At 68.1% G+C, this 18,182-nt stretch carries 22 protein-coding genes and 1 pseudogene; 8 read left to right on the top strand and 15 right to left on the bottom strand.

Annotated features, from left to right (window positions below):
• Positions 1 to 70: 70 nt before the first annotated feature.
• On the bottom strand, positions 71 to 778 hold the full coding sequence (locus ACHQ4I_RS21150) for a ubiquinone/menaquinone biosynthesis methyltransferase (RefSeq protein WP_420774162.1): 708 nt from the start codon (positions 776 to 778) through the stop codon (positions 71 to 73).
• A 1-nt stretch (position 779) separates the two neighbouring features.
• Positions 780 to 1,343 carry a TetR/AcrR family transcriptional regulator gene (locus ACHQ4I_RS21145; protein WP_420773527.1) on the bottom strand — a complete coding sequence of 188 codons (564 nt, stop codon included), beginning with the start codon at positions 1,341 to 1,343 and terminating at the stop codon, positions 780 to 782.
• 95 nt (positions 1,344 to 1,438) lie between these two features.
• Between ACHQ4I_RS21145 and ACHQ4I_RS21140 the strand changes: the two genes are divergently transcribed.
• The 5 genes from ACHQ4I_RS21140 to ACHQ4I_RS21120 all read left to right on the top strand — a co-directional run bounded on the left by ACHQ4I_RS21140 (position 1,439) and on the right by ACHQ4I_RS21120 (position 5,135).
• Entirely contained in the window at positions 1,439 to 2,068 is a 630-nt protein-coding gene (locus ACHQ4I_RS21140) for a DUF2867 domain-containing protein (protein WP_420773526.1), read from the top strand.
• On the top strand, positions 2,065 to 2,544 hold the full coding sequence (locus ACHQ4I_RS21135; protein WP_420773525.1) for a hypothetical protein: 480 nt from the start codon (positions 2,065 to 2,067) through the stop codon (positions 2,542 to 2,544). Before ACHQ4I_RS21140 ends, ACHQ4I_RS21135 begins: the two co-directional genes overlap by 4 nt.
• A gap of 154 nt (positions 2,545 to 2,698) precedes the next feature.
• The gene (locus ACHQ4I_RS21130; RefSeq protein WP_420773524.1) at positions 2,699 to 3,532 is read left to right on the top strand and encodes a GntR family transcriptional regulator; all 834 of its coding nucleotides are present in this window, start codon (positions 2,699 to 2,701) and stop codon (positions 3,530 to 3,532) included.
• Positions 3,533 to 3,553: 21 nt separating this feature from the next.
• Positions 3,554 to 4,963 (top strand): amidase, encoded by a 1,410-nt coding sequence (locus ACHQ4I_RS21125; RefSeq protein WP_420773523.1) that lies wholly within the window; start codon positions 3,554 to 3,556, stop codon positions 4,961 to 4,963.
• A 19-nt stretch (positions 4,964 to 4,982) separates the two neighbouring features.
• Entirely contained in the window at positions 4,983 to 5,135 is a 153-nt protein-coding gene (locus tag ACHQ4I_RS21120) for a hypothetical protein (RefSeq protein WP_420773522.1), read from the top strand.
• Positions 5,136 to 5,183: 48 nt separating this feature from the next.
• On the opposite strand, the gene ACHQ4I_RS21115 is transcribed toward ACHQ4I_RS21120, so the two are convergent.
• Complete coding sequence (locus tag ACHQ4I_RS21115; protein ID WP_420773521.1) at positions 5,184 to 5,804, bottom strand: TetR/AcrR family transcriptional regulator; 621 nt, start codon at positions 5,802 to 5,804, stop codon at positions 5,184 to 5,186.
• Between the two features lie 58 nt (positions 5,805 to 5,862).
• Here ACHQ4I_RS21115 and ACHQ4I_RS21110 point away from each other — a divergent pair, with 58 nt between their 5' ends.
• Together ACHQ4I_RS21110 and ACHQ4I_RS21105 are read left to right on the top strand one after the other, a co-directional pair.
• Positions 5,863 to 6,378, top strand: a complete 516-nt coding sequence (locus ACHQ4I_RS21110; RefSeq protein ID WP_420773520.1) for an SRPBCC family protein — start codon at positions 5,863 to 5,865, stop codon at positions 6,376 to 6,378.
• Positions 6,379 to 6,471: 93 nt separating this feature from the next.
• Positions 6,472 to 6,877: pseudogene (locus tag ACHQ4I_RS21105) on the top strand (PaaI family thioesterase).
• A 58-nt stretch (positions 6,878 to 6,935) separates the two neighbouring features.
• Here ACHQ4I_RS21105 and ACHQ4I_RS21100 read toward each other — a convergent pair.
• The 12 genes from ACHQ4I_RS21100 to ACHQ4I_RS21045 form a co-directional block, all read right to left on the bottom strand.
• Positions 6,936 to 7,538: a TetR/AcrR family transcriptional regulator gene (locus ACHQ4I_RS21100; RefSeq protein ID WP_420773519.1), complete on the bottom strand. Its 603-nt coding sequence runs from the start codon at positions 7,536 to 7,538 to the stop codon at positions 6,936 to 6,938.
• Positions 7,539 to 7,641: 103 nt separating this feature from the next.
• A complete protein-coding gene (locus tag ACHQ4I_RS21095) occupies positions 7,642 to 9,201 on the bottom strand; it encodes a class I adenylate-forming enzyme family protein (RefSeq protein ID WP_420773518.1) in 1,560 nt (519 codons plus the stop codon).
• A 51-nt stretch (positions 9,202 to 9,252) separates the two neighbouring features.
• Positions 9,253 to 10,233 carry an NAD(P)H-dependent flavin oxidoreductase gene (locus tag ACHQ4I_RS21090; protein ID WP_420773517.1) on the bottom strand — a complete coding sequence of 327 codons (981 nt, stop codon included), beginning with the start codon at positions 10,231 to 10,233 and terminating at the stop codon, positions 9,253 to 9,255.
• Complete coding sequence (locus tag ACHQ4I_RS21085; protein ID WP_420773516.1) at positions 10,230 to 11,387, bottom strand: NAD(P)/FAD-dependent oxidoreductase; 1,158 nt, start codon at positions 11,385 to 11,387, stop codon at positions 10,230 to 10,232. Before ACHQ4I_RS21085 ends, ACHQ4I_RS21090 begins: the two co-directional genes overlap by 4 nt.
• On the bottom strand, positions 11,387 to 12,205 hold the full coding sequence (locus tag ACHQ4I_RS21080; RefSeq protein ID WP_420773515.1) for an SDR family NAD(P)-dependent oxidoreductase: 819 nt from the start codon (positions 12,203 to 12,205) through the stop codon (positions 11,387 to 11,389). The genes ACHQ4I_RS21085 and ACHQ4I_RS21080 overlap by 1 nt, the downstream gene beginning before the upstream one ends.
• 12 nt (positions 12,206 to 12,217) lie before the next feature.
• Positions 12,218 to 12,781 carry a 3-phenylpropionate/cinnamic acid dioxygenase subunit beta gene (locus ACHQ4I_RS21075; protein ID WP_420773514.1) on the bottom strand — a complete coding sequence of 188 codons (564 nt, stop codon included), beginning with the start codon at positions 12,779 to 12,781 and terminating at the stop codon, positions 12,218 to 12,220.
• The gene (locus ACHQ4I_RS21070) at positions 12,778 to 14,091 is read right to left on the bottom strand and encodes an aromatic ring-hydroxylating oxygenase subunit alpha (protein ID WP_420773513.1); all 1,314 of its coding nucleotides are present in this window, start codon (positions 14,089 to 14,091) and stop codon (positions 12,778 to 12,780) included. The genes ACHQ4I_RS21075 and ACHQ4I_RS21070 overlap by 4 nt, the downstream gene beginning before the upstream one ends.
• Positions 14,084 to 14,374 (bottom strand): non-heme iron oxygenase ferredoxin subunit, encoded by a 291-nt coding sequence (locus ACHQ4I_RS21065; RefSeq protein WP_420773512.1) that lies wholly within the window; start codon positions 14,372 to 14,374, stop codon positions 14,084 to 14,086. The genes ACHQ4I_RS21070 and ACHQ4I_RS21065 overlap by 8 nt, the downstream gene beginning before the upstream one ends.
• A 59-nt stretch (positions 14,375 to 14,433) precedes the next feature.
• Positions 14,434 to 15,282 (bottom strand): DODA-type extradiol aromatic ring-opening family dioxygenase, encoded by an 849-nt coding sequence (locus ACHQ4I_RS21060; protein WP_420773511.1) that lies wholly within the window; start codon positions 15,280 to 15,282, stop codon positions 14,434 to 14,436.
• A complete protein-coding gene (locus tag ACHQ4I_RS21055; protein ID WP_420773510.1) occupies positions 15,275 to 15,565 on the bottom strand; it encodes a hypothetical protein in 291 nt (96 codons plus the stop codon). Before ACHQ4I_RS21055 ends, ACHQ4I_RS21060 begins: the two co-directional genes overlap by 8 nt.
• Positions 15,562 to 16,404 carry an alpha/beta fold hydrolase gene (locus ACHQ4I_RS21050; RefSeq protein WP_420773509.1) on the bottom strand — a complete coding sequence of 281 codons (843 nt, stop codon included), beginning with the start codon at positions 16,402 to 16,404 and terminating at the stop codon, positions 15,562 to 15,564. Before ACHQ4I_RS21050 ends, ACHQ4I_RS21055 begins: the two co-directional genes overlap by 4 nt.
• A 98-nt stretch (positions 16,405 to 16,502) precedes the next feature.
• On the bottom strand, positions 16,503 to 17,270 hold the full coding sequence (locus ACHQ4I_RS21045) for an IclR family transcriptional regulator (RefSeq protein ID WP_420773508.1): 768 nt from the start codon (positions 17,268 to 17,270) through the stop codon (positions 16,503 to 16,505).
• A 115-nt stretch (positions 17,271 to 17,385) separates the two neighbouring features.
• Between ACHQ4I_RS21045 and ACHQ4I_RS21040 the strand changes: the two genes are divergently transcribed.
• A complete protein-coding gene (locus ACHQ4I_RS21040; RefSeq protein ID WP_420773507.1) occupies positions 17,386 to 18,177 on the top strand; it encodes a 2-keto-4-pentenoate hydratase in 792 nt (263 codons plus the stop codon).
• The last annotated feature ends 5 nt before the right edge of the window (positions 18,178 to 18,182 follow it).

The following is an 18,182-nucleotide window of genomic DNA, read 5'->3' as shown; positions in this document are numbered from 1 at the left end:
AGTTATACGGGTGCGTACAACCGGTTCGGCCGGTGAGGTGGGGCACAGTGATCACGCGACCGGGACTGTCTCACCCCACCTTGGTGGCCCACAGGACGACGTTCGTCCCGAAGAACCTCCTGCGCCAGCCGATATCACGGAAACCCATGCGGCCCAACAGATCAGCGACCTGGCTCGGCGATTCGAAAGCGCGCGTGCTGGATTCGAGATAGGCGTAGGACGAGCGGTCGCCGGACACCACCTGCCCCAGCAGCGGGACGATGATGCGCATCCCCCACTCCACGATCGGCCGGACCGGCCCGCTGGGCGGGCAGGTCTCGAGAACGACGAGGCGGGCCCCGGGCCGGAGCACCCGATGTTGTTCGCGCAGCACCCCTTCGAGGTCGTCGACATTGCGCAGCAGGTACCCCTCGGTGATCGCATCGAAGGATTCGTCGCCGAACGGCAGGTCGGCGGCGTCGGCGTGTCGCCACTGGATGGCGTCGGCTCCCGGTTTCACCTTCGCGTGCGCCAGCATTCGCTCGGAGAAGTCGGCGCCGACGACGGTCGCCGCGGGATACCTACGGGCCACCTCCAACGCGATCGCACCCGTACCGGTGGCGAGATCGAGCACCTGCCCGTTCTCGGGCGGGACCGCGCGCTCGGCAACCTCACGACACCACCGGCGATGACGGCCAAGGGTCATGAGTCGGTTCATCAGGTCGTAGTAGCCCGCGATCTTCTGGAAGATCCCGTGTACCTCAACGCTTTTGCCGGATGTCGTGCCACCGCCGGCCATCTCACGCACCCGCCGGACGATTCAGGATCAGGTCGCCCGCTCGCGCGATGACCTCTTCCCGGGTACGGTCGGGGTGATCAGCGGCCAGGAAATGGCTGCCGATAGCCGCGCAGAAGGCGAGCATGCTGCGGGCCTCGACCTCGTCGGGGTCCGAGCAGATGGTGCCGATCGCGTCGCGCAGCAGGTCCATGCGCCGGTTGTCCACCCGGCGCAGGCGTTCGGCGACGGCGGCGTCACGGCGCGCCCAGTCACGGATGGCCAAATCGATGGGTAGCAGCCGGTCACCGGAGAAGGTGAGATGGCCCGCCAGCCGAGCCTTGTCGAGCACGCTGCCGTCGGATCTCGCGATCTCGTCGAGCACATTGTCGACGGCTTCGCGCTCCCAGGTGTCGAGCATCGCCGTCAGCAGCGCGTCGCGGTCGGCGAAGTAGCCGTAGAACCCACCCTTGGTGACACCGAGGGCCTTGGCGAGGGTTTCGACGCGCACGGCGTCGACGCCTCCGGACGCCAACGCCGAAAGCCCTGCGTCGATCCATGTTTCGCGTGGCGTGCGCAGTGCGCCCATGCCGTGATCCACCTCACTCCAGCGTTGTACGGAACCGTATAACAGATCTAGCCTTCGATTATACGCAACCGTATAACCCACGGGAGGACCGTGTCATGTCCAATCGACTCCCCCGCACGGCATATACCGAAATGCCTTGGCGGATCCATCAAATCGCGGCCGACTTCCACGTGCAGGACGTCTGGACCTTTCGCGCGCCGGGCGCCGGACCGGATGATTTCCCGCTCGCCCTCGCCACCCTGCGCGGGGGCGACGGCCCATCGGCGGGTTCCACGGCGAGCCGGTTCCTGTTCGCGGTGCGATGGCGGCTCGGGGCACTGCTGGGCTGGGACCGGCCCGGCGCGGGACTCGGAGGCCGGGTCCGGTCGTTACGGGAGCGGCTGCCTGACGATCTCCAGGATTCGACGGGGTCCACCGTGTCGAACGACGGCCCGTTCACCCGGTTGTACGAGCTCCACGATGAGGCAGCGCTGGAACTGGCGAACGAAACCGTGCACGGTGTGGCGCATTTCGGCTGGGTGCCGACCTCCGACGGATACGAGCTGCGCATGACGGTCCTGGTCGAACCGAATGGGCTCTTCGGCCGCCTGTACCTGGCGGGTATCGAACCGTTCCGGCTCCTGATCGTCTACCCCGCGATGCTGCGGCGCTGGAATCGCGCATGGCGCCATCGTGATTCGGCCGGACGCCTCGGCGCCGTGCACGTCACCGGGGGCGTCCGATGATCGCGTGGGCGGGCCGGTTGATCGTCATCTTCGGCGCCGCGCACACGATTCTGGCCTTGACCTTGATGCGGGCCGCGCGGTACGCCGGGGACTGGTTCAGGGGCGCGCTGTGGCACGACGACCTGGCCGCGATGAGCGCCGCCAACAGCGCACTGTGGTTGTCGCTGGACAGCTTCGGCGTCCCGCTCGTCCTGGTCGGAATGACCGTGCTGTGGCTGGACCGTCGCGGCATCACCCCACCCCCGGTTCATCGTGTGGACGCTCGGACTGTGGACTCTCTTCGGCGCGGTAGTCCTGCTGCTCACACCGTGGCCGATCATGGCGGTCGCAACTGGCTTGCTGATCGCGGGCAGCCGACGAGCCGCCCGGGTTCCGGACACCGTCGAAGCCGTGTAATCGCCGTTGCGAAAGGGTTCGGCGGCAAGTCGTCGAACCCTCTGGAAATCGCGCGGACGCCGTCTTCGCGGTGGCGGTGAGTACTCGACGCGACCGCGGAGCCGTCGGCGAAACATCGTTGCCGGACAGGCATTTCCGCAGATAATCAGTAGCGCGCACAGCGGAGATCCCGGCGTAACTCAGCGTTAACTCAATAATTCGCCGCGTAACGGCGCGAGCACGCAGCCTGGCCTCATGCACGATCATCGACAGCATCGAGCGCACGGCGCGGGTCTGGGCGACCGGTCCGGTCGATCGGCCCCGCGTCACCGCGCCGACCGGATGACGTCCGGGGCCACACCATTGGCGGCGCGGCGGGTGCGCGACCTGCTGCGGGCCGAGATGCGCCGCGGCGCCTTCGCCGACGGTCGGCTCCCGGCCGAACCCGAGCTGATGGCGCACTACCGGGTGCCGCGGGAGGTGGTGCGCGAAGCGCTCGACCTGTTGCGCGGTGACGGCCTCGTGGAACGACGGCGAGGCGTCGGCACCATGACCGTCCGCGAGGAGTACGTGGTGCCGGGTGTCGTACCGCCGCAGGGCAATCCGTTCGAGAGCTATCTGGCGGACGGTCACATCACGCCGCGTGTCTTGCGTTGGGCCTGGATGCCCGCGCCGACCGCGGTCGCCGCTCACCTCGACGGCGTCGCGGTCGAGGACGACTGCCTGTGCATCGATTACGTGTTGCTCGTCGATGACCGGCCGATGGCGGTCTTCACCAACTACCTGCGGTCCCCCGAGGCGTCGAGAGTCGATCAGCTGCGCTTCGAGACCGACTTCTACTCACTGCTGCACGCGGGCGATGTGGCCGTCGCGGGCTTCGATCTGTCCGTGCAGGCCGCCGCGGCGGACGGGTACACCGCCACCCTGCTGGACGCTGCGCGCGGCGAGCCGATCCTGCTGTGGGAACAGATGATTCGCAATTCGGACGGTCAGGCGGTCGACTATGCCCTCGGCGCTCTCCGGGGTGACGTCGTCATGAAGTTCAGTGACATTCCCCGCATCGATCTGACCCGATCCCTGACCCCGTAACCCCCGCCGAGGAGGACGCCCATGACCACGACCACCCGAATAGCCACCCTCACCAAGGCCGCGGCGGCACTGCGCCGCGGCGAGATCAGCGCTGGCGAACTCCTCGAACAGTGCCTGGCCGCCGCCGACGCCCTCGACGACCGCGTCGGCGTGTATCTGGCCCGATTCGATGATCACGCCCGCGACCGCGCCGCCCGCGTCGACGCCAAACTCGCGGCCGGGCAGCCGCTGGCGTCGCTGGACGGAATACCGTTGGGCATCAAGGACATTCTCGCCAGCGCACACGGATCGACCACCGCCCAGAGCCTGGTGCTCGACCCCGCCTGGGGCGCGGCCGCGGGCGATGCCGAGGTGGTGCGACGTCTCGAGCGCGCCGGTGCGATCATCACCGGGAAGACCACGACCATGGAATTCGCCGTGGGCGTGCCGGATCCGGACAAGCCCTTCCCGATCCCGCGCAACGCCTGGGACACCCGGCGCTGGGCGGGCGGGTCGAGTTCCGGTTCGGCCAGCGGCGTCGCGACCGGCATGTTCCTGGCCGCGATCGGCACCGACACCGCCGGGAGCATTCGAATCCCGGCCGCGTTCAACGCAATCACCGGTCTCAAGCCGACTTTCGGCCGGGTGCCCAAGTCCGGCGTGGTGCCGCTGGGCTACACCCTGGACCATGTGGGGCCGATGGCCCGCAGCGCGGCCGATTGCGCCCTGCTGCTGTCGGTCATCGCTGGACACGACCCCGCCGATTCCTACAGCGCGACCGCCTCGGTCGACGATTACCTGGGCGCGCTCACCGGCGATCTCGACGGCCTCACCATCGGAGTCGACAACCTCGACCGCTACGCGAACGCGGGCATCGATCCGGCCCAACCGGAACGGTTCACCGCCGCCCTGGACGTCCTCGCCGCAGCCGGAGCGCGCATCGTCCCGGTCGACGTGCCGATGTATCCCGAGGTGGTGGCCGTCGATGTGGTCGTCATGCTGGCCGAGGCCCATACCTACCATCGTTCGGCCCTGCGGGACCGTTGGGCGGACTACGGACAGGCCACCCGCGTCATCCTGGCGTCCGGATCGGCCGTCTCCGCCTCGGATTACCTACAGGCACAACGTGTCCGGCGAATCGCGGCGGCGCGGATGAGCGAACTGCTCGGCGACGTGGATCTCATCGCCACTCCGACCGGACATCTCGGCGCACCGCGACTCGACGCCATCGACCAATTGCAGCCGCTGAATGTGCTGGCCTCCCTGCACACCCCCTACTGGAACCCGCTCGGCAACCCCACCCTCGCCCTGCCGATCGGGCTGTCGGCGGACGGCGTGCCGCTGTCGATGTCGATCAGCGGCAAGCACTTCGACGAGGCGACCGTGCTGCGCGCCGGCGACGCCTACCAGCGCCGCACCACCCACCACCTGGCCGCCCCCACCATCCGCTGACACCGATTCGGAGCCGACCATGACCGAGCCGACGACCTGGTCCCCTGACCATGCCGAGAACACCGCGATCGAAACCCTGGGCCTGGCCCTGCGCGCGATGACCGAACTGCTGTACCAGGTGGACGACGCCCGATACCTGGACCCCGCAGGGGGTTTCGACAGCCGTCGCTGACGGCCCGCCCCTGCCGGAGCGGCCACGACCGGATGCTCGACGACCTCGTCAGCGCAAGTGCGCGGACTCCACGACGACATCCGAGATCTCGCCGCCGAGCGCGTCACGCACGATCCGGTCGACGGCCACCGCGGCCGCGGCCGGGTCGGCGTCGGACTTGCGCGCGCAGCGCCGCACGGCGGCATAGGGCAGCTCGATGATCAACAGCGCCAACCGTTCCCGATCGGCGCGACTGCGATAACCCAGCCGATCGCCGAGTTCTTCTACCGCGTCGTCGATTCGAGCCTGCTGCGCGGCGGCCGCGTCCCGGGATTCCGCGTTCCACTGCCCGAACCCGAAAGCTTCCGGGCCCGAGAGCAGGACCGCGACCTCCGCCGGATGGCGGCGCGACCAGTCGATCACGTGATGGGCGGCCCTGATCGCGGCCTCCCGCGGGGGATCGATACGCAGGGCCTCGAGAAACCCGTTCTGAAATCGGTCGATCGTGCGCAGCCACAGACCCGCCAGCAGCGCCGCCCGGTCGGGAAAGCGGTAGTAGACCGAGCCGCTGGGCGCGCCCACCGCGGCCGCGACCGCGCTCATGGTGACCGCCGCGGCGCCGTGGGCGGCGGCCAGATCGGCGGCGGCGTCCAGCAGCGAGTCCAGGGTGTGCGTGGGTTTCCTTGACACCTATTGGAGATTACCCTCTAATTGAAATTAGAGAGCAATCGCTAAATGAAAGGTCCTGATGATGGTGAGCAATATCCACAGCCGGGTGATCGCAGCCGATGCCGAGGCGGTGGGTCGCCTGCTCGACACCCTGTCCAGCGACGACGACCGGCTGTGGCCGATCCAGCATTGGCCCGCGATGCGATTCGATCGACCGTTGGGAGTCGACGCCGCCGGCGGTCACGGACCGATCCGCTACACCTGTGTCAAATACGTGCCCGGGCGCGAGGTGAAGTTCCGCTTCCACCGCCCGGCCGGTTTCGACGGGACGCACGGATTCATCGTGGAGGAGCTGGATTCCGGGCACACCCGCCTGACACACGAGTTGATCATGCGAACCCACGGTAAGGATCGATTCACCTGGGCCCTCGCCTGGCGCTGGCTGCATGACGCCGCACTCGAGGACTCCCTCGACCGCGCCGAGACCGCACTGGTTCCGGGCACCACGCCCCGCAGCCAGCACAGCCGCTACGTCCGCTTCCTTCGCGCGCGAATCCACAGCGACCAGGTCCGCAAGAGCAAAGTGCACCAGTGATTGCCCCGGCAAACCCCCTGCGCCCCAACCACACCGACACATCCGGAGCCGCCCCATGACCACCACCGTCCCCTCCCCGAGTCGGCTCGCACCGTGCTGGCCGTCCAGCCGTTCAGCGCGCTGCTCGGCGCGGAACTGACCGCCTTCGACGCCCGGCGGCGCCACCTTGGAGATCCCCCTCCGCGATGATCTGCGCCAGCAGTTCGGCTACGTCCACGGCGGGGTGCTGGCCTATCTCGCCGACAACACCATCACCTATCCCGGTGCCGCCCTGGGCCCGAATGTGCTGACCGGCGGGTTCTCCATCACCTAGCTCCGCCCCGCCGACGGCGTCCGCCTGCGCGCGGTCGCCCGCGTGATCGATGCCACCCGCCATCAGGCGGTGTGCGAATGCCGGATCTTCGCGGTACCCGCCGAGGGCGGACCGGTGCTGTGCGCGACGGCGCAGGGTACGGTTCGAGCCATCGAACGGGAACTCACCGAGCTGGACAGCAACTGACAGTAACCGGTTGCGGTGCAGCCGAATTCGATGCGTTCGCCGTCGCGTAGGGCTGCCGTTACTCCTGCGGCGGCAGCCCGATGAGTTTGCAGTAGGCGTCGGCGATCGATGCGGGATCCAGCGAGCCATCCTGGTGATACCAGCGATGGCTTTCGCTGACCATATTGAGAATCGCGAAGGTGATCACCGAGGACGGTGCGTCCGGAAGCTGCCCCAGCGCCTGCACCTTTTCGACGACACCGCGGACGGTGGCGACGAATTCGCGCTCATCGCGCTGCACCTGCTCGGCCACCGTCGGCTCCAGCCAGCGCTGCTCGCTGCGGTAGACGGCGAAGGTCAGATGGTTGGTGATCACCGCGGAGGTGAATCGGGTGATGATCGCACGCAGCTGGATGACCGGATCGCTGCCCGCCGACAGGCCGTCGCGCAGCGCGGTCGTCATATCCCGATCGACCTGTAACGCGATCTCGCGCAACAGGTCAGCCTTCGATCCGACGTAGTGATAGATGGATGGCTGGCTCAGGTCGAGCTGGGCAGCGATCTCCCTGGTGGTGCCCTTGCTGTACCCACGCGCGGAGAAGACGGCGGCGGCGCCGTCGAGAATGCGCCGCCGTTTGTCCTCCCAGGCCGATTCCCCTTCGACCGGCGTTGACGCAGCCACGCGCGGGCCTCCCACCAGTAGTTCCTTCGAAGTCGAACAGTCAGCTTAGCCCGCACAACGATCCGGAAAGCGCGCCGAGGGCCCGACGGGCGACGGCCGACCCTCACATCTCCGACGCCATCCTGCGCAACGCGACCCGATCTATCTTGTTCGCAGCCGTTTTCGGCAACTGCCCCAGCATGCGGATCTCGCGGGGTTGTTTGTAGTGCGCCAGATTCGCCGCGCAGAAGTCGGCCAGCTCCGTTCGGTCGATTACCACGCCGCTGTCGACGACGACGAACGAGATGGGACGCTCGCCACGCCGCTCGTCAGCAACGCCCACGGTGGCGGCGTCGAGGATCCCCGGGAAATCGCAGAGGGTTTCGTCGATCTCGCGCGGGTAGACGTTGAACCCGCCGACTATGAGCATGTCCTTCTTACGGTCGACGATGAACAGGAAGCCGTCCTCGTCGAGATACCCGATATCCCCGGTATTGAGCCAGCCACCGGTGAAAGCACCGTCATTGTGTGCCGGATCGTGGTAGCCGATGGTCATATGCGGTGCCCGGACCTGTAACTCACCGACTTCCCGGGCATTCCTGAACCGATCCGGCGCATCCGGATCCGTCACCCGAATCTCGACCGCGGCGGCGGACCGACCGACCGAACCCGGCCGCACGGGCGTGTCCGAGCGATTGCAGGTGATCGGCGCGAGTTCGGTCATGCCGTAGGCCTCGCGGATCTGCACACCGGTGCGGCGCAGCCAGCGATCGTGCAGGGCGGCCGAGAACCGTGACCCGCCGCCCGGGCAGACACGCACGGTGGACAGATTCTCGCGATTGGTGTGCTCGCTCGACAATAGACCGGCGTAGATCTCGGCGGGGCCGCCGCCGAATACGGTGACTCGGTGATCACGGATGGCGGTGGCCACCACATCAGGTTTGAATCCCTGGCAGATCACCACCGTGGCCCGACCGAAGACCGGGTTGAGGACGCCCATCAGCAACCCCCAAATATGAAACGAGGGCGCCACATTCAGCCAGACCTCGGCGCCGGGCCGAGTCGGCCAGCAATCCTCCATGCCGAGAACGGTGAGCATCAGGGTGCGGTGGGTGTGATCGACGCCCTTGGGCACTCCGGTGGTGCCGCCGGTGAACATCATGGTCGCCAACCGATCGGGTGGGGGCAGCTGGTCATCGGCAATGAGGAGAGTCTCGTCCCCGTACCAGGATTCGAGGGCCAGCTCGCCGAGGCCGACCACCATGAGCCCGAGCCCGAGCGACCGCGCGGCACGGGAAACCTGATCGGCGACGCCGGGCGCGGTGAGCACCGCACTCGCCCCGGATCGTTCGAGCAGCAGGCGCAGTTCCCGATCGGTGAAGCCGGGGTTCATCAGGGCCACCTGGGCGCCCGCCAGCCAGGCGGCGAAGACCGCCGCCGACAGCTCGGGCCCGTTGGGCATGATGACCGCTATGGGGCGTCCGGCCACCACGGAGCCGGACAGCCGCCGCGCCAGACCCACCGCCGAGCGGCCCAGTTCGGAGTAGGTCAGCGTCCGGTCACCGCAGACGATCGCGGTGCGATCGGGCGCCTCGGTCATTGCCCGGCGCAGGCATTCGACCACGCTGGCGGACGGCGCGCGTTCCGGGCGAGCCGTCATCTCCTCGGTAGTCACAGCGGCCACCACAACCTCCAGTAGAGCAAAGATAGATCTTGTCGAGTTCTTGCGGGTCGATCAATGGACGATGGGAGCGGTGGAAGACGCGAAGTCCGCTCGCAAGCCCGCCAGCGCCGCGTCGTATTCGGCGCTGAGTGCGGAGACGACCTCGGCGACCGATTCCCGGCGCCGGACCGCGCCGACTCCTTGCCCCGCCGACCACACATCCCGCCAGGCCTTGGAATCGGCGATCGCCCCGGAGAAGTCGATGCCGGTCGGGCCGCCGGACACCGCCCGATGCCGGTCCAGGCTCGCGGCGAGCCAGTTCGCGGGTACCCCGGTCACGCTGTCGGAGGTGGTGATGTCGGCGATCGTCGCGTCGATCACCATGCGCCGATGCCCCTCGGCGGCAAGGCTTTCCGCGGTCGCGAGCAGCCGGGTGCCGACGGTGACGATGTCGGCGCCGAGCACGCGCATGGCCAGCACGCCCGCGCCGGAGGACACCGCGCCGCCGGCGAGCAACGGTCCGTCCCAGAATTCTCGGATGGCGGCGATCAGGGAGAAGGGGCTGTATTTTCCGGTATGGCCCCCGGCTCCCGAGCACACGGCGGACAGGCCGTCGGCGCCCGCGGCGATGGCTCGGCGAGCCTGCTCCGGAGTGCTGATGTCGGCGAAAACCATTCCACCCCAGCGATGTACGGCTTCGAGGGCGCGCCGGGGAGTTCCGAGCGCGGTGATCACCAGCGTCGGCGCGGCCTCGTGCAACAGGGCCAGCTCGGCGTCGAGCCGGTCATAGGTGCGGTGCACGATGAGATTGACACCCCACGCTCCCCCGCCGACGCCCGCGGTGATGTCCGCGACCATGCCGCCCAGATCCCCGAGGGTGCGTGCGTTGGCGACAGGGAAGGTGCCGATGACGCCGGAACGCGCCGCGGCGGTGACCATCTCGGTGCCCGACACCAGAAACATCGGGGCCGCCAGCACCGGGATGCGCAGCGACTCGACGAGGTCGGCGAAACGACGATTACCGGATTCAATCTCCCGCTTTCGATTCGTCATTGCGCCACACCGATTTCCGGTCGATCCGCCAGGTCCAGCGCCTTGCGGGCGCGTCGCACCACATGCGGCGCGTCGAGGGCCAGAACGGCCACCGGCCGCCCGCCGCGGGTCCACGTCACCGCCCGGCCGGAGCGCGGGTCCGGACGGATCTCGGCCTTGTCCGCCGGGCCGTGGCGGCCGATGTAGTGCAGGCTGTGGCCGAGCTGATGCGACCAGAAGTAGGGCAGCGGATCGTAGGATTCGTTGGCGCCGAGTATGTTTCGGGCGGCGATCTGCGCGGAGTCGGCCGCGTGGTGCCAGTGTTCGAGACGCATCACGCAGCCGTAGCGGGCCGAGGGCCAGGCGATCGCGTCGCCCGCCGCGTAGACGCCGTGCAGGCCGGTGCGCAGCCGTTCGTCCGCGGTGATGAACCCCGCCGGATCCAGGCCGATCGGTGACCGGTCCAGCCATGCCGTCGCCGGTGCTCCGCCGATCGCGGCGACCACCAGGTCAGCGGCGCGACGGCTGGAATCGCCGAGTAGCACTCCGGCGGGGGTGGTTTCGAGGACCGTGACCCCGGTGGTGAGCCGGATACCGCACTCGTCGTACCAGCCTCGGATCTCATCGAGCGCCGAATCGGGTACTCCGGCCAGGGCCGGGCCGAGGTCGGGGCCGATCACCGAGACCCGGCAGCCTGCGGTCGCGGCGGCCGTGGCCACCTCGGCCCCGATCAGCCCCGCGCCGACGATCAGCACCCTGCGGCCCGCGACCAGTTCGGCACGCAGCCCCACGGCGTCTTCGACGTTCCGCAGGACGCGAGCCGATGGCGCGCCGGGTCCGCTCGGCAGTCGGCGCGGCCGGAGCCCGGGGGCGAGCACGGCGGCGTCGAAGGGGAATCCGCCTGCGGTGGTGAGGATTTCGCCCGGGCAGATGCCGACCGCCACGGTCTCGGTGTGCAGTTCGATGTCGAGATCGCGGAGGCCGGGGCTCAGTGCGGGCTGAATCGGCCGTCCCGCCAGCAGCTCCTTCGACAGCGGCGGACGATCGTAGGGGCCGGTCGGCTCCTGTGTGATCACCGTGAGCCGTCCCTGGAAGCCGTACGAGCGCAAGGTCACCGCCGCGGTGTGCCCGGCCAGGCCGCCACCCACCACGACCACGCGGTCCGGGCGCGTCATCACGGCTGCTCCAGGGCGGTCGGGCGCGCGGCCCGCCGCCCGCGCACTTCCAGCCCGCCGTCGCTGGGCAGGACCGCGCCGGTGACGAATCCGGTGTCGGCGGGGCAGGCCAGTGCGACGTAGAGACCGGTGTGGTGTTCGGGCTCGCTGACGAATCCGAGCGGGATCGTCTTGGCGATGCCGTCGAGCAGCCCGGTCTCCTCGCGCAGGCGGCGGTCGCCGCCGAGGGCGGCCACCCCGGTCAGACCGGTGCGGGTGGCCCCGGGCGCGATGCCGTTGACGCGCACGTCCGGTGCGAATTCGTAGGCGAGTTGGCGGACCAGCCCGACCACCGCGTGCTTGGACGCCACATACAATGCACCGCCACCGCCCGCGTACGATCCGCTCGAGGAGCCGGTGAGGATGACCGAGCCCCGGTTGGCGCGCAGCGCCGAGCTCGCCGCCCGCACCCCCAACAGATAGCCGAGCACGTTGGTGGCGAAGAGCTCGTGGAAATTGCCCGGCAGCTCGGCGAGTTCGAGATCGTCGAGCTTTGCGCCGTAGTCGTACACGCCGACGTTTCCGACATAGGTGTCCAGCCGTCCGAACACCGTGAGCGCGCATTCGGTGGCCGCGACGTGCGTGGCCGGGTCACGGGCGTCGCCGATCACGGCGGCGACCCGTTCCGGGTAGCGCTCCTCGACCTCTTCGGCGAGCCGCTTGTCTCGTTCCAGTACAATGACTTTCGCGCCTTCGCGCACGTACCGCCCGACCACGGCGCGACCGATGCCGTCGCCGCCGCCGGTGACGAGGGCGACCTGTCCTTGCATTCGTCCCATTCGGATGCGTCCTCAGAAGAAGGTGTTGATGTTCTTGGCGGGCAAGGTGGCGTGGCCGAGCACGACCTTGCGTGCCGCGATGCGCAAGTGGCCGTCCACGCGACGCAAACGGTCGATCCGCCGCCCGTAGAGGACCGCCGAGTCGTTGCTGCCTTGGCCGCGGTAGTTCACGAAGACCGAGCGCACCGTCAGTTCGCCTGGGACGTCGCAGGATTCGACTTCGATATTGGAGATGACATGCAGATGCCGGGTCGCGGGATCTTCCGCCCAGGCGGTCGGCGCGGTGAAGCGGTCCACCCGGTGCCGCAGATCGGCGATGGTGTCGTCGAAGTACGCCATGCGGTGTGGTGCGTGGGTGCCGGAAGGGTCGTGGCGGCCGCGGTTCTCGATGCCGGGCACCCAGTAGGTCGCGTCCTCGGTGAACAGCGCCAGCCATTCGGGATAGCGTTCCTCGTCGAGCAGCCGCGCTTCCCGCGCCGCGAAGGCCATAACCTCGAGATGCACTGCCGTGTCGACCTCGAGATGCACTGCCGTGTCCACGGTTTCGGCCGTGCGCGGATCGGTGGTCGGTGTCATCGCGACCCCTCCCGATCCAGGATGCCGTCCCAGCCGGTCGAGTTCATCATCTTCGACCATTGGCGGTAGAACGCGCGTTGATTGGCGTCGTTGATCTGCCCGCGATAGACGTTGCCGGGCAGTTCGGGGTGCTCGATCCGGCTGTCCAGGCCGAGGCCGTAGTGCAGCGGCTGCTGCCTGGTCACGAATCCGCGATTGCTGTGCGTGGACCCTTCCCAGTTCTCGCCGTCGTCCATTTCGAACACACCCGACGGGGAGAAGGTCAGCATCGCGCCCTTGCGCCAGGCGTCCTTGACCTCTTGCGGCGCATTGCGATTCACCAGGACCCAGGTGCGCAGCTCGGTTTTGTGCGGGCCCAGCGGCTGCCACGTGCGGAAGGTGTTCTGCCCGGGCAGGAACGAAAAGTTGGGGAAGACATTGGCCGAACTCACCGACCCCACCATCTTCGCCCGGGTCGCTCCCAGGCGGGCCTCGAACGCGCCGCGCTGCTCGCGCAGATAGTTCAGGATGCGTTTGTCGCCGAGCGTGGCCGCGTTGCCGAGACCGTCGAGGTTGAATTCCCAGCAGTGGCCGTTGATATTGACGTGGTAGCTCTCGTTGGCTTCATCGCCGAGCGAGGCCACGGGCCCGCCCAGCATGGCCTCGGCCCCCGAGGCATGCGTCCACCCCGCGTGCAGCGCGTCACCGGCGAAGTTCTCGGCGGCGATCTTCCAATTGCAGCCCAGTATCGAGGAGATGCAGCCGCCCGCGAATTCGGTTCCGCCTGGATCGTTGTCGAGCATGACATCCAGATAGAAGGTGAAGTCGCCGAGGAATTCGGTGAGCGGCGGCGCGCTCGGGTCGAACGTCGCGAACAGCAGGCCCTTGTAGCCGTCGAGCTGGGCGACCGGGGTCAGTCCCAGCGCGGACCGGTCGAAGCCGGGTTCGCGGTCGTAGGAACCGGATTCGTGCATCCCGCGCAGCGACCCGTCCAGACCGAACGACCAGCCGTGGTAGTTGCAGACGAATCCGCGTGCGTGGCCGACCTCGGCCGAGCAGACCCGGTTGCCGCGGTGCGGGCAGCTGTTCAGGAACGCCCCCACCCGGCCGTCGCGGTTGCGGACCACGATCACCTCGTCCTCACCGATGCGGGTGGTCAGGAACGAACCCGCCTGCGGGAGTTGACTTTCGTGCGCGATGAACACCCAGGCGCGGGCGAAGATCCGCTCCAGCTCGAGCTGATAGATCCGCTCCGACCAGAAGATCTCGCGCGGTAACCGGCCCTGGTCCAGCAGACCGGGGTCGATGACCGCCGATGCCGATTCACTCATAATCCTTGTCTCCATTACCGCTTTTTCGATGGACGTAGATCTGGTCGCCAACGACTGTCACCGCGAAGGTCTCCAGGGCGCGCGTCGCGGGGAAGCACAGCGGATGGCCTGTGCGGATATCGAATTCGGCCCAGTGCACCGGGCACACGATCGTGTGGCCTTCCAGTTCGCCTTCCGACAACGAGGCGGTCGCGTGGGTGCAGATGTCGGCGGTCGCGTAGATCTGGCCGTCGACGCGGTAGATCAGCAGCGGCGGCCATCCATCCGGCGTCATGCGCACCATGTCCCGACCATCGAGAACACCCATCGGCCCGAGATGACAGCTCTGCGAGGTTTCAGTGGTCATGACGGGATCGCTTCCGTCACCCGGTTCGGAATGAGCTCGGCGAAACCGAGGCCGGTAATCCATTCCGGCACCGGCTCATACGCGATGACATTGCCGGTGCATGGACCGATCGCCGACATGGCGGCGACGAAGTTCCGGATCTCCAGACCGCCGTTGCCGCCGTTGGCGAGAATGTAGTCATCGGAGAACGAGGCGAGTTTCTCCACATCCCCGGCGGTCACGAGATCCAGCACCCTGCGATCGAATTGCTCGTTCACGCGGCCCATGTCGTCGGTGCCGACCCAGTGGCTGATGCCCCCGCTGCCGATGACGACCACCCGCTCGTCGCCGTCCCAGCTCTCCACGGCCGCCTTCAGGTTCCGGCCGATCTGCGCGGCCCGCCGCAACGGCAGCAGGGGTTCGACGCCGCAGGCCAAGTAGATCGGAATCACCGGAATGTTCGCGTCGACCCCTACCCGGAAGTATGGAATGGCGATCGAATGGTCGACCGTCAAGGAATCGGCTACCGCCCAATCGATTCCGGTGTGATGCCCGTGGCTCACCAGGTGCCGTGCCAGCGCCTTGTTGTCAGGGAACGGCCGTCTGCGCATACCGGGCAGACGCTCCAGCGGCCCGTCGACATCCCCGCTGCCGATCAGCGCCTGCGGCAGGCAACCGGGCCCGAACAACAGATAGTGGTCGGTGCCGATAATGATCAACGTAGTGGCGTCGAGTTCGGCCACCCGCCTCGCCACTTCGGCGTATGCATCGCCGATCCGCTCCCGGATCGCCTCCGAAGGCGCCTGCGGATCGGTGAGGACCATGGGGTCGTGCGGCATCAGGAAACCGCCCACGAGCTCAGCCATTGTTGGGGTCCTTCCGGATCGAGAGGGTACGGCCGCCTTGGAGTTCGGCCAGATAGCCGGGCAGGCTGCGATCGCCGAAGGTCATCCACAGCCCCCACAGCAACATGGGATTCGCACCCCGATCCCGCAGCGCCGGCAGGTCGATGCCGCCGACGGCCGCGCGTTCGTCCGCGTCGAGCCGATAGCGAGCGAGGAATCCGGCCGTGTCCGAGACGAAGCCGTCGCGCGCCTGCTTGCCCGCGACGATGTCGTAGAGCGCCTTGTCCAATCCCGATCGGCTCATCGCAACCTGGCCAGGAACTCCCGTACCTCACAAAGGAATTCGCCGGTGCGCTCCAACTGCACCCAGTGGCCGCACCGCGCGAACAGCTTCAGATCGGCGTTCGGGATGTGATGCGCGGCCCGCCAGGCCAGCTCGGCCGGGATGACGCTGTCTTCTCTGCCGTGCAGAATGAGCGTCGGCTGAGTGATCGTGCGAAGCGACTCCTCCGGCACGCCCTTGATCGGTGTACCCGCCGGACCCGGCTCGGGAATGAGCCGCCGGTAGGCGTCCTGCGCGCCGGGACGGGCGCTGGCCTCGTACCGCTCACGGACCATCTCGTCTGTCACCAGGGCCGGGTCGTAGGCGAATGTCTCCAGGATCCGGCGCATTTCCGCCTCATCCGGCTCGTAATGCCAGCCCGACCGCAGCCCCTCGGTCATCTCGAAAGTGCCCACCGGTGTGCCGAGCAGGACGAGTCCGTCGACCCGTTCGGGATGTTTGAGCGTGGCGGCGAGCGCGAGGCCCCCGCCGAAACTGTTGCCCAGTAAGGTCGCCGACGCCAGCCCGAGCGCGTCGAGCAGCTCGATGAGCTGCCGCACCCACAGCTTGATCCCGTACTCGGTGCCCGCGGGCCCGACCGAACCTCCGAAACCCGCGATATCGGGTGCGATGACCAGGAAGTCCCGGGCAAGTTCCGCGATCACGCCGGACCAGTTCGCCTCCGCGGAGACCCCCGGAGCGGAACCGTGCAGCAGCACGATCGGCCGACCCGATCCCGCGATCAGCACCTTGGTCGGAATTCCTCCGGCCTCGACGACACGCGTCCGCGTGCCCTCGAGGTCGGTAACGCTGTGCGACATGGACGCAACCCCTTCCAGACGTTCGATCAATCAATTGATCAATTGATTGATCGAACGATAAGACCAGCCGTCGCCGGGAGTCAAGGGGCGGAAGGGGGTTAGCGGGAGTTCGACCGCGACCGGCGAGCGAGGATGGATTCCGTGCCGATCGCTGCGGCGCGCACCGCAACGACGTGGTCGACGGGGCGAAAACGCGAGGTCGGACCGGTGACCGAGATCGCGGCGAGGGGGCGGCCGTCGGCGCCGAGGATGGGGGCGGCAACGCAGGCAATTCCGGCCGAGGATTCCTCATATTCGAAGGCGACTCCCCCGTCGCGCACCCGGTCCAACTGCGCGCGCAGCAGGCCCGGTCCCACAATCGTGCGCGGAGTGCGCCGAATCAGACGGCCCGACAGGATGCGGTCGACGGTCGCCGCGTCACAATGCGCGAGCAGCACCCTCCCGATTGCCGTGCAGTACAGCGGCATTCGACCACCGACCCGGGAGGGCGCGGACACCTGCCGGTGGCCGCCGATCTTGCTGATGTAGACGACCTCGTCACCGTCGAGCACACCGAGGTGGACGGTCTCGCGGGTGCGGGCATACAGGTCCTGCATGAAGGGAACCGCGACCTCCAACAGCGTGCGCTCGACGGACGCGCGCAGACCCAGCTCGAACAATCCCCGCCCCAGGCGGTAGCCCGCCGGAGACGGGCTGAGCAAGCGCGCGGAGACCAGGTCCTGACACATTCGGTGCACGGTCGCCTTCGGAAGCCCGGTGCGCCGGGCCAGCTCCGACAGGCCGACCGCCTGATCGTCGACCGCGAATGCGTCCAGGATCAACACGATCCGTCCCAATACCGAGCGCGAATCCAAGCCGGAAGTCATGGGAGAGCCTCATTTCCTGCCACCGGTCCACTCACCGGACCGGATTTACTGCGCGGGCCCCGAGGGCCGAGGTGGACTGATCGCGCCTTCACAGTACGACAGAAAGGAGGTTGTCATGTCATCTGCCGACGAGGCGACCGTGGCCCGCGCGGCGCAACGCCTGGCGGAGGCCGCGGCCACCCGCCGCCCGTGCGCACCGCTGCGCGATCTCATCGACCCGGACGACGTGCACACCGCCTATCGAATCCAGGAGCGATTCAACGCCGTGCGCATCGCCACCGGCGCGACGGTGGTCGGGCGCAAGATCGGCGCGACCTCCGAGGCGGTACAGCGGCAACTCGGCGTCGATAAGCCCGATTTCGGAGTCCTGTTCTCCGACATGACCTTCGGACATCGCGACGAGATCCCGACCGCGCGACTACTGCAGCCGCGCGCGGAGGCCGAGATCGCCTTCCTGCTCGCCGACGACCTCGCCGATGGGCCGCTCGACAATGCCCAGTGCCGCCGGGCCGTCGGTGCGGCGGTCGCCGCACTGGAGATCGTCGACAGCCGAATCACCGACTGGGACATCTCGTTCGCCGACACCGTCGCCGACAACGCGTCCAGCGGCGTGTTCGTCCTCGGCACCGAGCACCGCAGTCTCGAGGAACTGGAACCGGCCGCGGTGACCATGCGCATGGAGATCGACGGCGAGGTGGTATCGACCGGCACCGGGGCGGCCTGCCTTGGCGACCCTTTGCACGCACTGTCGTGGCTGGCACTGACAGCGCGCGACTTCGGCGATCCGCTGCGGGCCGGGCAGGTGATTCTGTCGGGCGCACTGGGTCCGATGCGTCCCGTCCATCCGGGCGCGGTCGTCGACGTGCGGATCCACGGACTCGGCTCGGTGTCGGCATCCTTCTCATGAAAGGC

The organism is Nocardia nepalensis, assembly GCF_048910785.1.
Taxonomy (GTDB): domain Bacteria; phylum Actinomycetota; class Actinomycetes; order Mycobacteriales; family Mycobacteriaceae; genus Nocardia; species Nocardia nepalensis.
This window is presented reverse-complemented; position numbering and strand designations above follow the sequence as displayed.

Coding starts and splice junctions, on each gene's coding strand:
- ACHQ4I_RS21150 (WP_420774162.1), bottom strand. CDS start 778: ATGGCCGGCGGTGGCACGACATCCGGCAAAAGCGTTGAGGTACACGGG.
- ACHQ4I_RS21145 (WP_420773527.1), bottom strand. CDS start 1,343: ATGGGCGCACTGCGCACGCCACGCGAAACATGGATCGACGCAGGGCTT.
- ACHQ4I_RS21140 (WP_420773526.1), top strand. CDS start 1,439: ATGTCCAATCGACTCCCCCGCACGGCATATACCGAAATGCCTTGGCGG.
- ACHQ4I_RS21135 (WP_420773525.1), top strand. CDS start 2,065: ATGATCGCGTGGGCGGGCCGGTTGATCGTCATCTTCGGCGCCGCGCAC.
- ACHQ4I_RS21130 (WP_420773524.1), top strand. CDS start 2,699: ATGCACGATCATCGACAGCATCGAGCGCACGGCGCGGGTCTGGGCGAC.
- ACHQ4I_RS21125 (WP_420773523.1), top strand. CDS start 3,554: ATGACCACGACCACCCGAATAGCCACCCTCACCAAGGCCGCGGCGGCA.
- ACHQ4I_RS21120 (WP_420773522.1), top strand. CDS start 4,983: ATGACCGAGCCGACGACCTGGTCCCCTGACCATGCCGAGAACACCGCG.
- ACHQ4I_RS21110 (WP_420773520.1), top strand. CDS start 5,863: ATGATGGTGAGCAATATCCACAGCCGGGTGATCGCAGCCGATGCCGAG.
- ACHQ4I_RS21090 (WP_420773517.1), bottom strand. CDS start 10,233: ATGACGAATCGAAAGCGGGAGATTGAATCCGGTAATCGTCGTTTCGCC.
- ACHQ4I_RS21085 (WP_420773516.1), bottom strand. CDS start 11,387: ATGACGCGCCCGGACCGCGTGGTCGTGGTGGGTGGCGGCCTGGCCGGG.
- ACHQ4I_RS21080 (WP_420773515.1), bottom strand. CDS start 12,205: ATGGGACGAATGCAAGGACAGGTCGCCCTCGTCACCGGCGGCGGCGAC.
- ACHQ4I_RS21075 (WP_420773514.1), bottom strand. CDS start 12,781: ATGACACCGACCACCGATCCGCGCACGGCCGAAACCGTGGACACGGCA.
- ACHQ4I_RS21070 (WP_420773513.1), bottom strand. CDS start 14,091: ATGAGTGAATCGGCATCGGCGGTCATCGACCCCGGTCTGCTGGACCAG.
- ACHQ4I_RS21065 (WP_420773512.1), bottom strand. CDS start 14,374: ATGGTGCGCATGACGCCGGATGGATGGCCGCCGCTGCTGATCTACCGC.
- ACHQ4I_RS21060 (WP_420773511.1), bottom strand. CDS start 15,282: ATGGCTGAGCTCGTGGGCGGTTTCCTGATGCCGCACGACCCCATGGTC.
- ACHQ4I_RS21055 (WP_420773510.1), bottom strand. CDS start 15,565: ATGAGCCGATCGGGATTGGACAAGGCGCTCTACGACATCGTCGCGGGC.
- ACHQ4I_RS21050 (WP_420773509.1), bottom strand. CDS start 16,404: ATGTCGCACAGCGTTACCGACCTCGAGGGCACGCGGACGCGTGTCGTC.
- ACHQ4I_RS21045 (WP_420773508.1), bottom strand. CDS start 17,270: ATGACTTCCGGCTTGGATTCGCGCTCGGTATTGGGACGGATCGTGTTG.
- ACHQ4I_RS21040 (WP_420773507.1), top strand. CDS start 17,386: ATGTCATCTGCCGACGAGGCGACCGTGGCCCGCGCGGCGCAACGCCTG.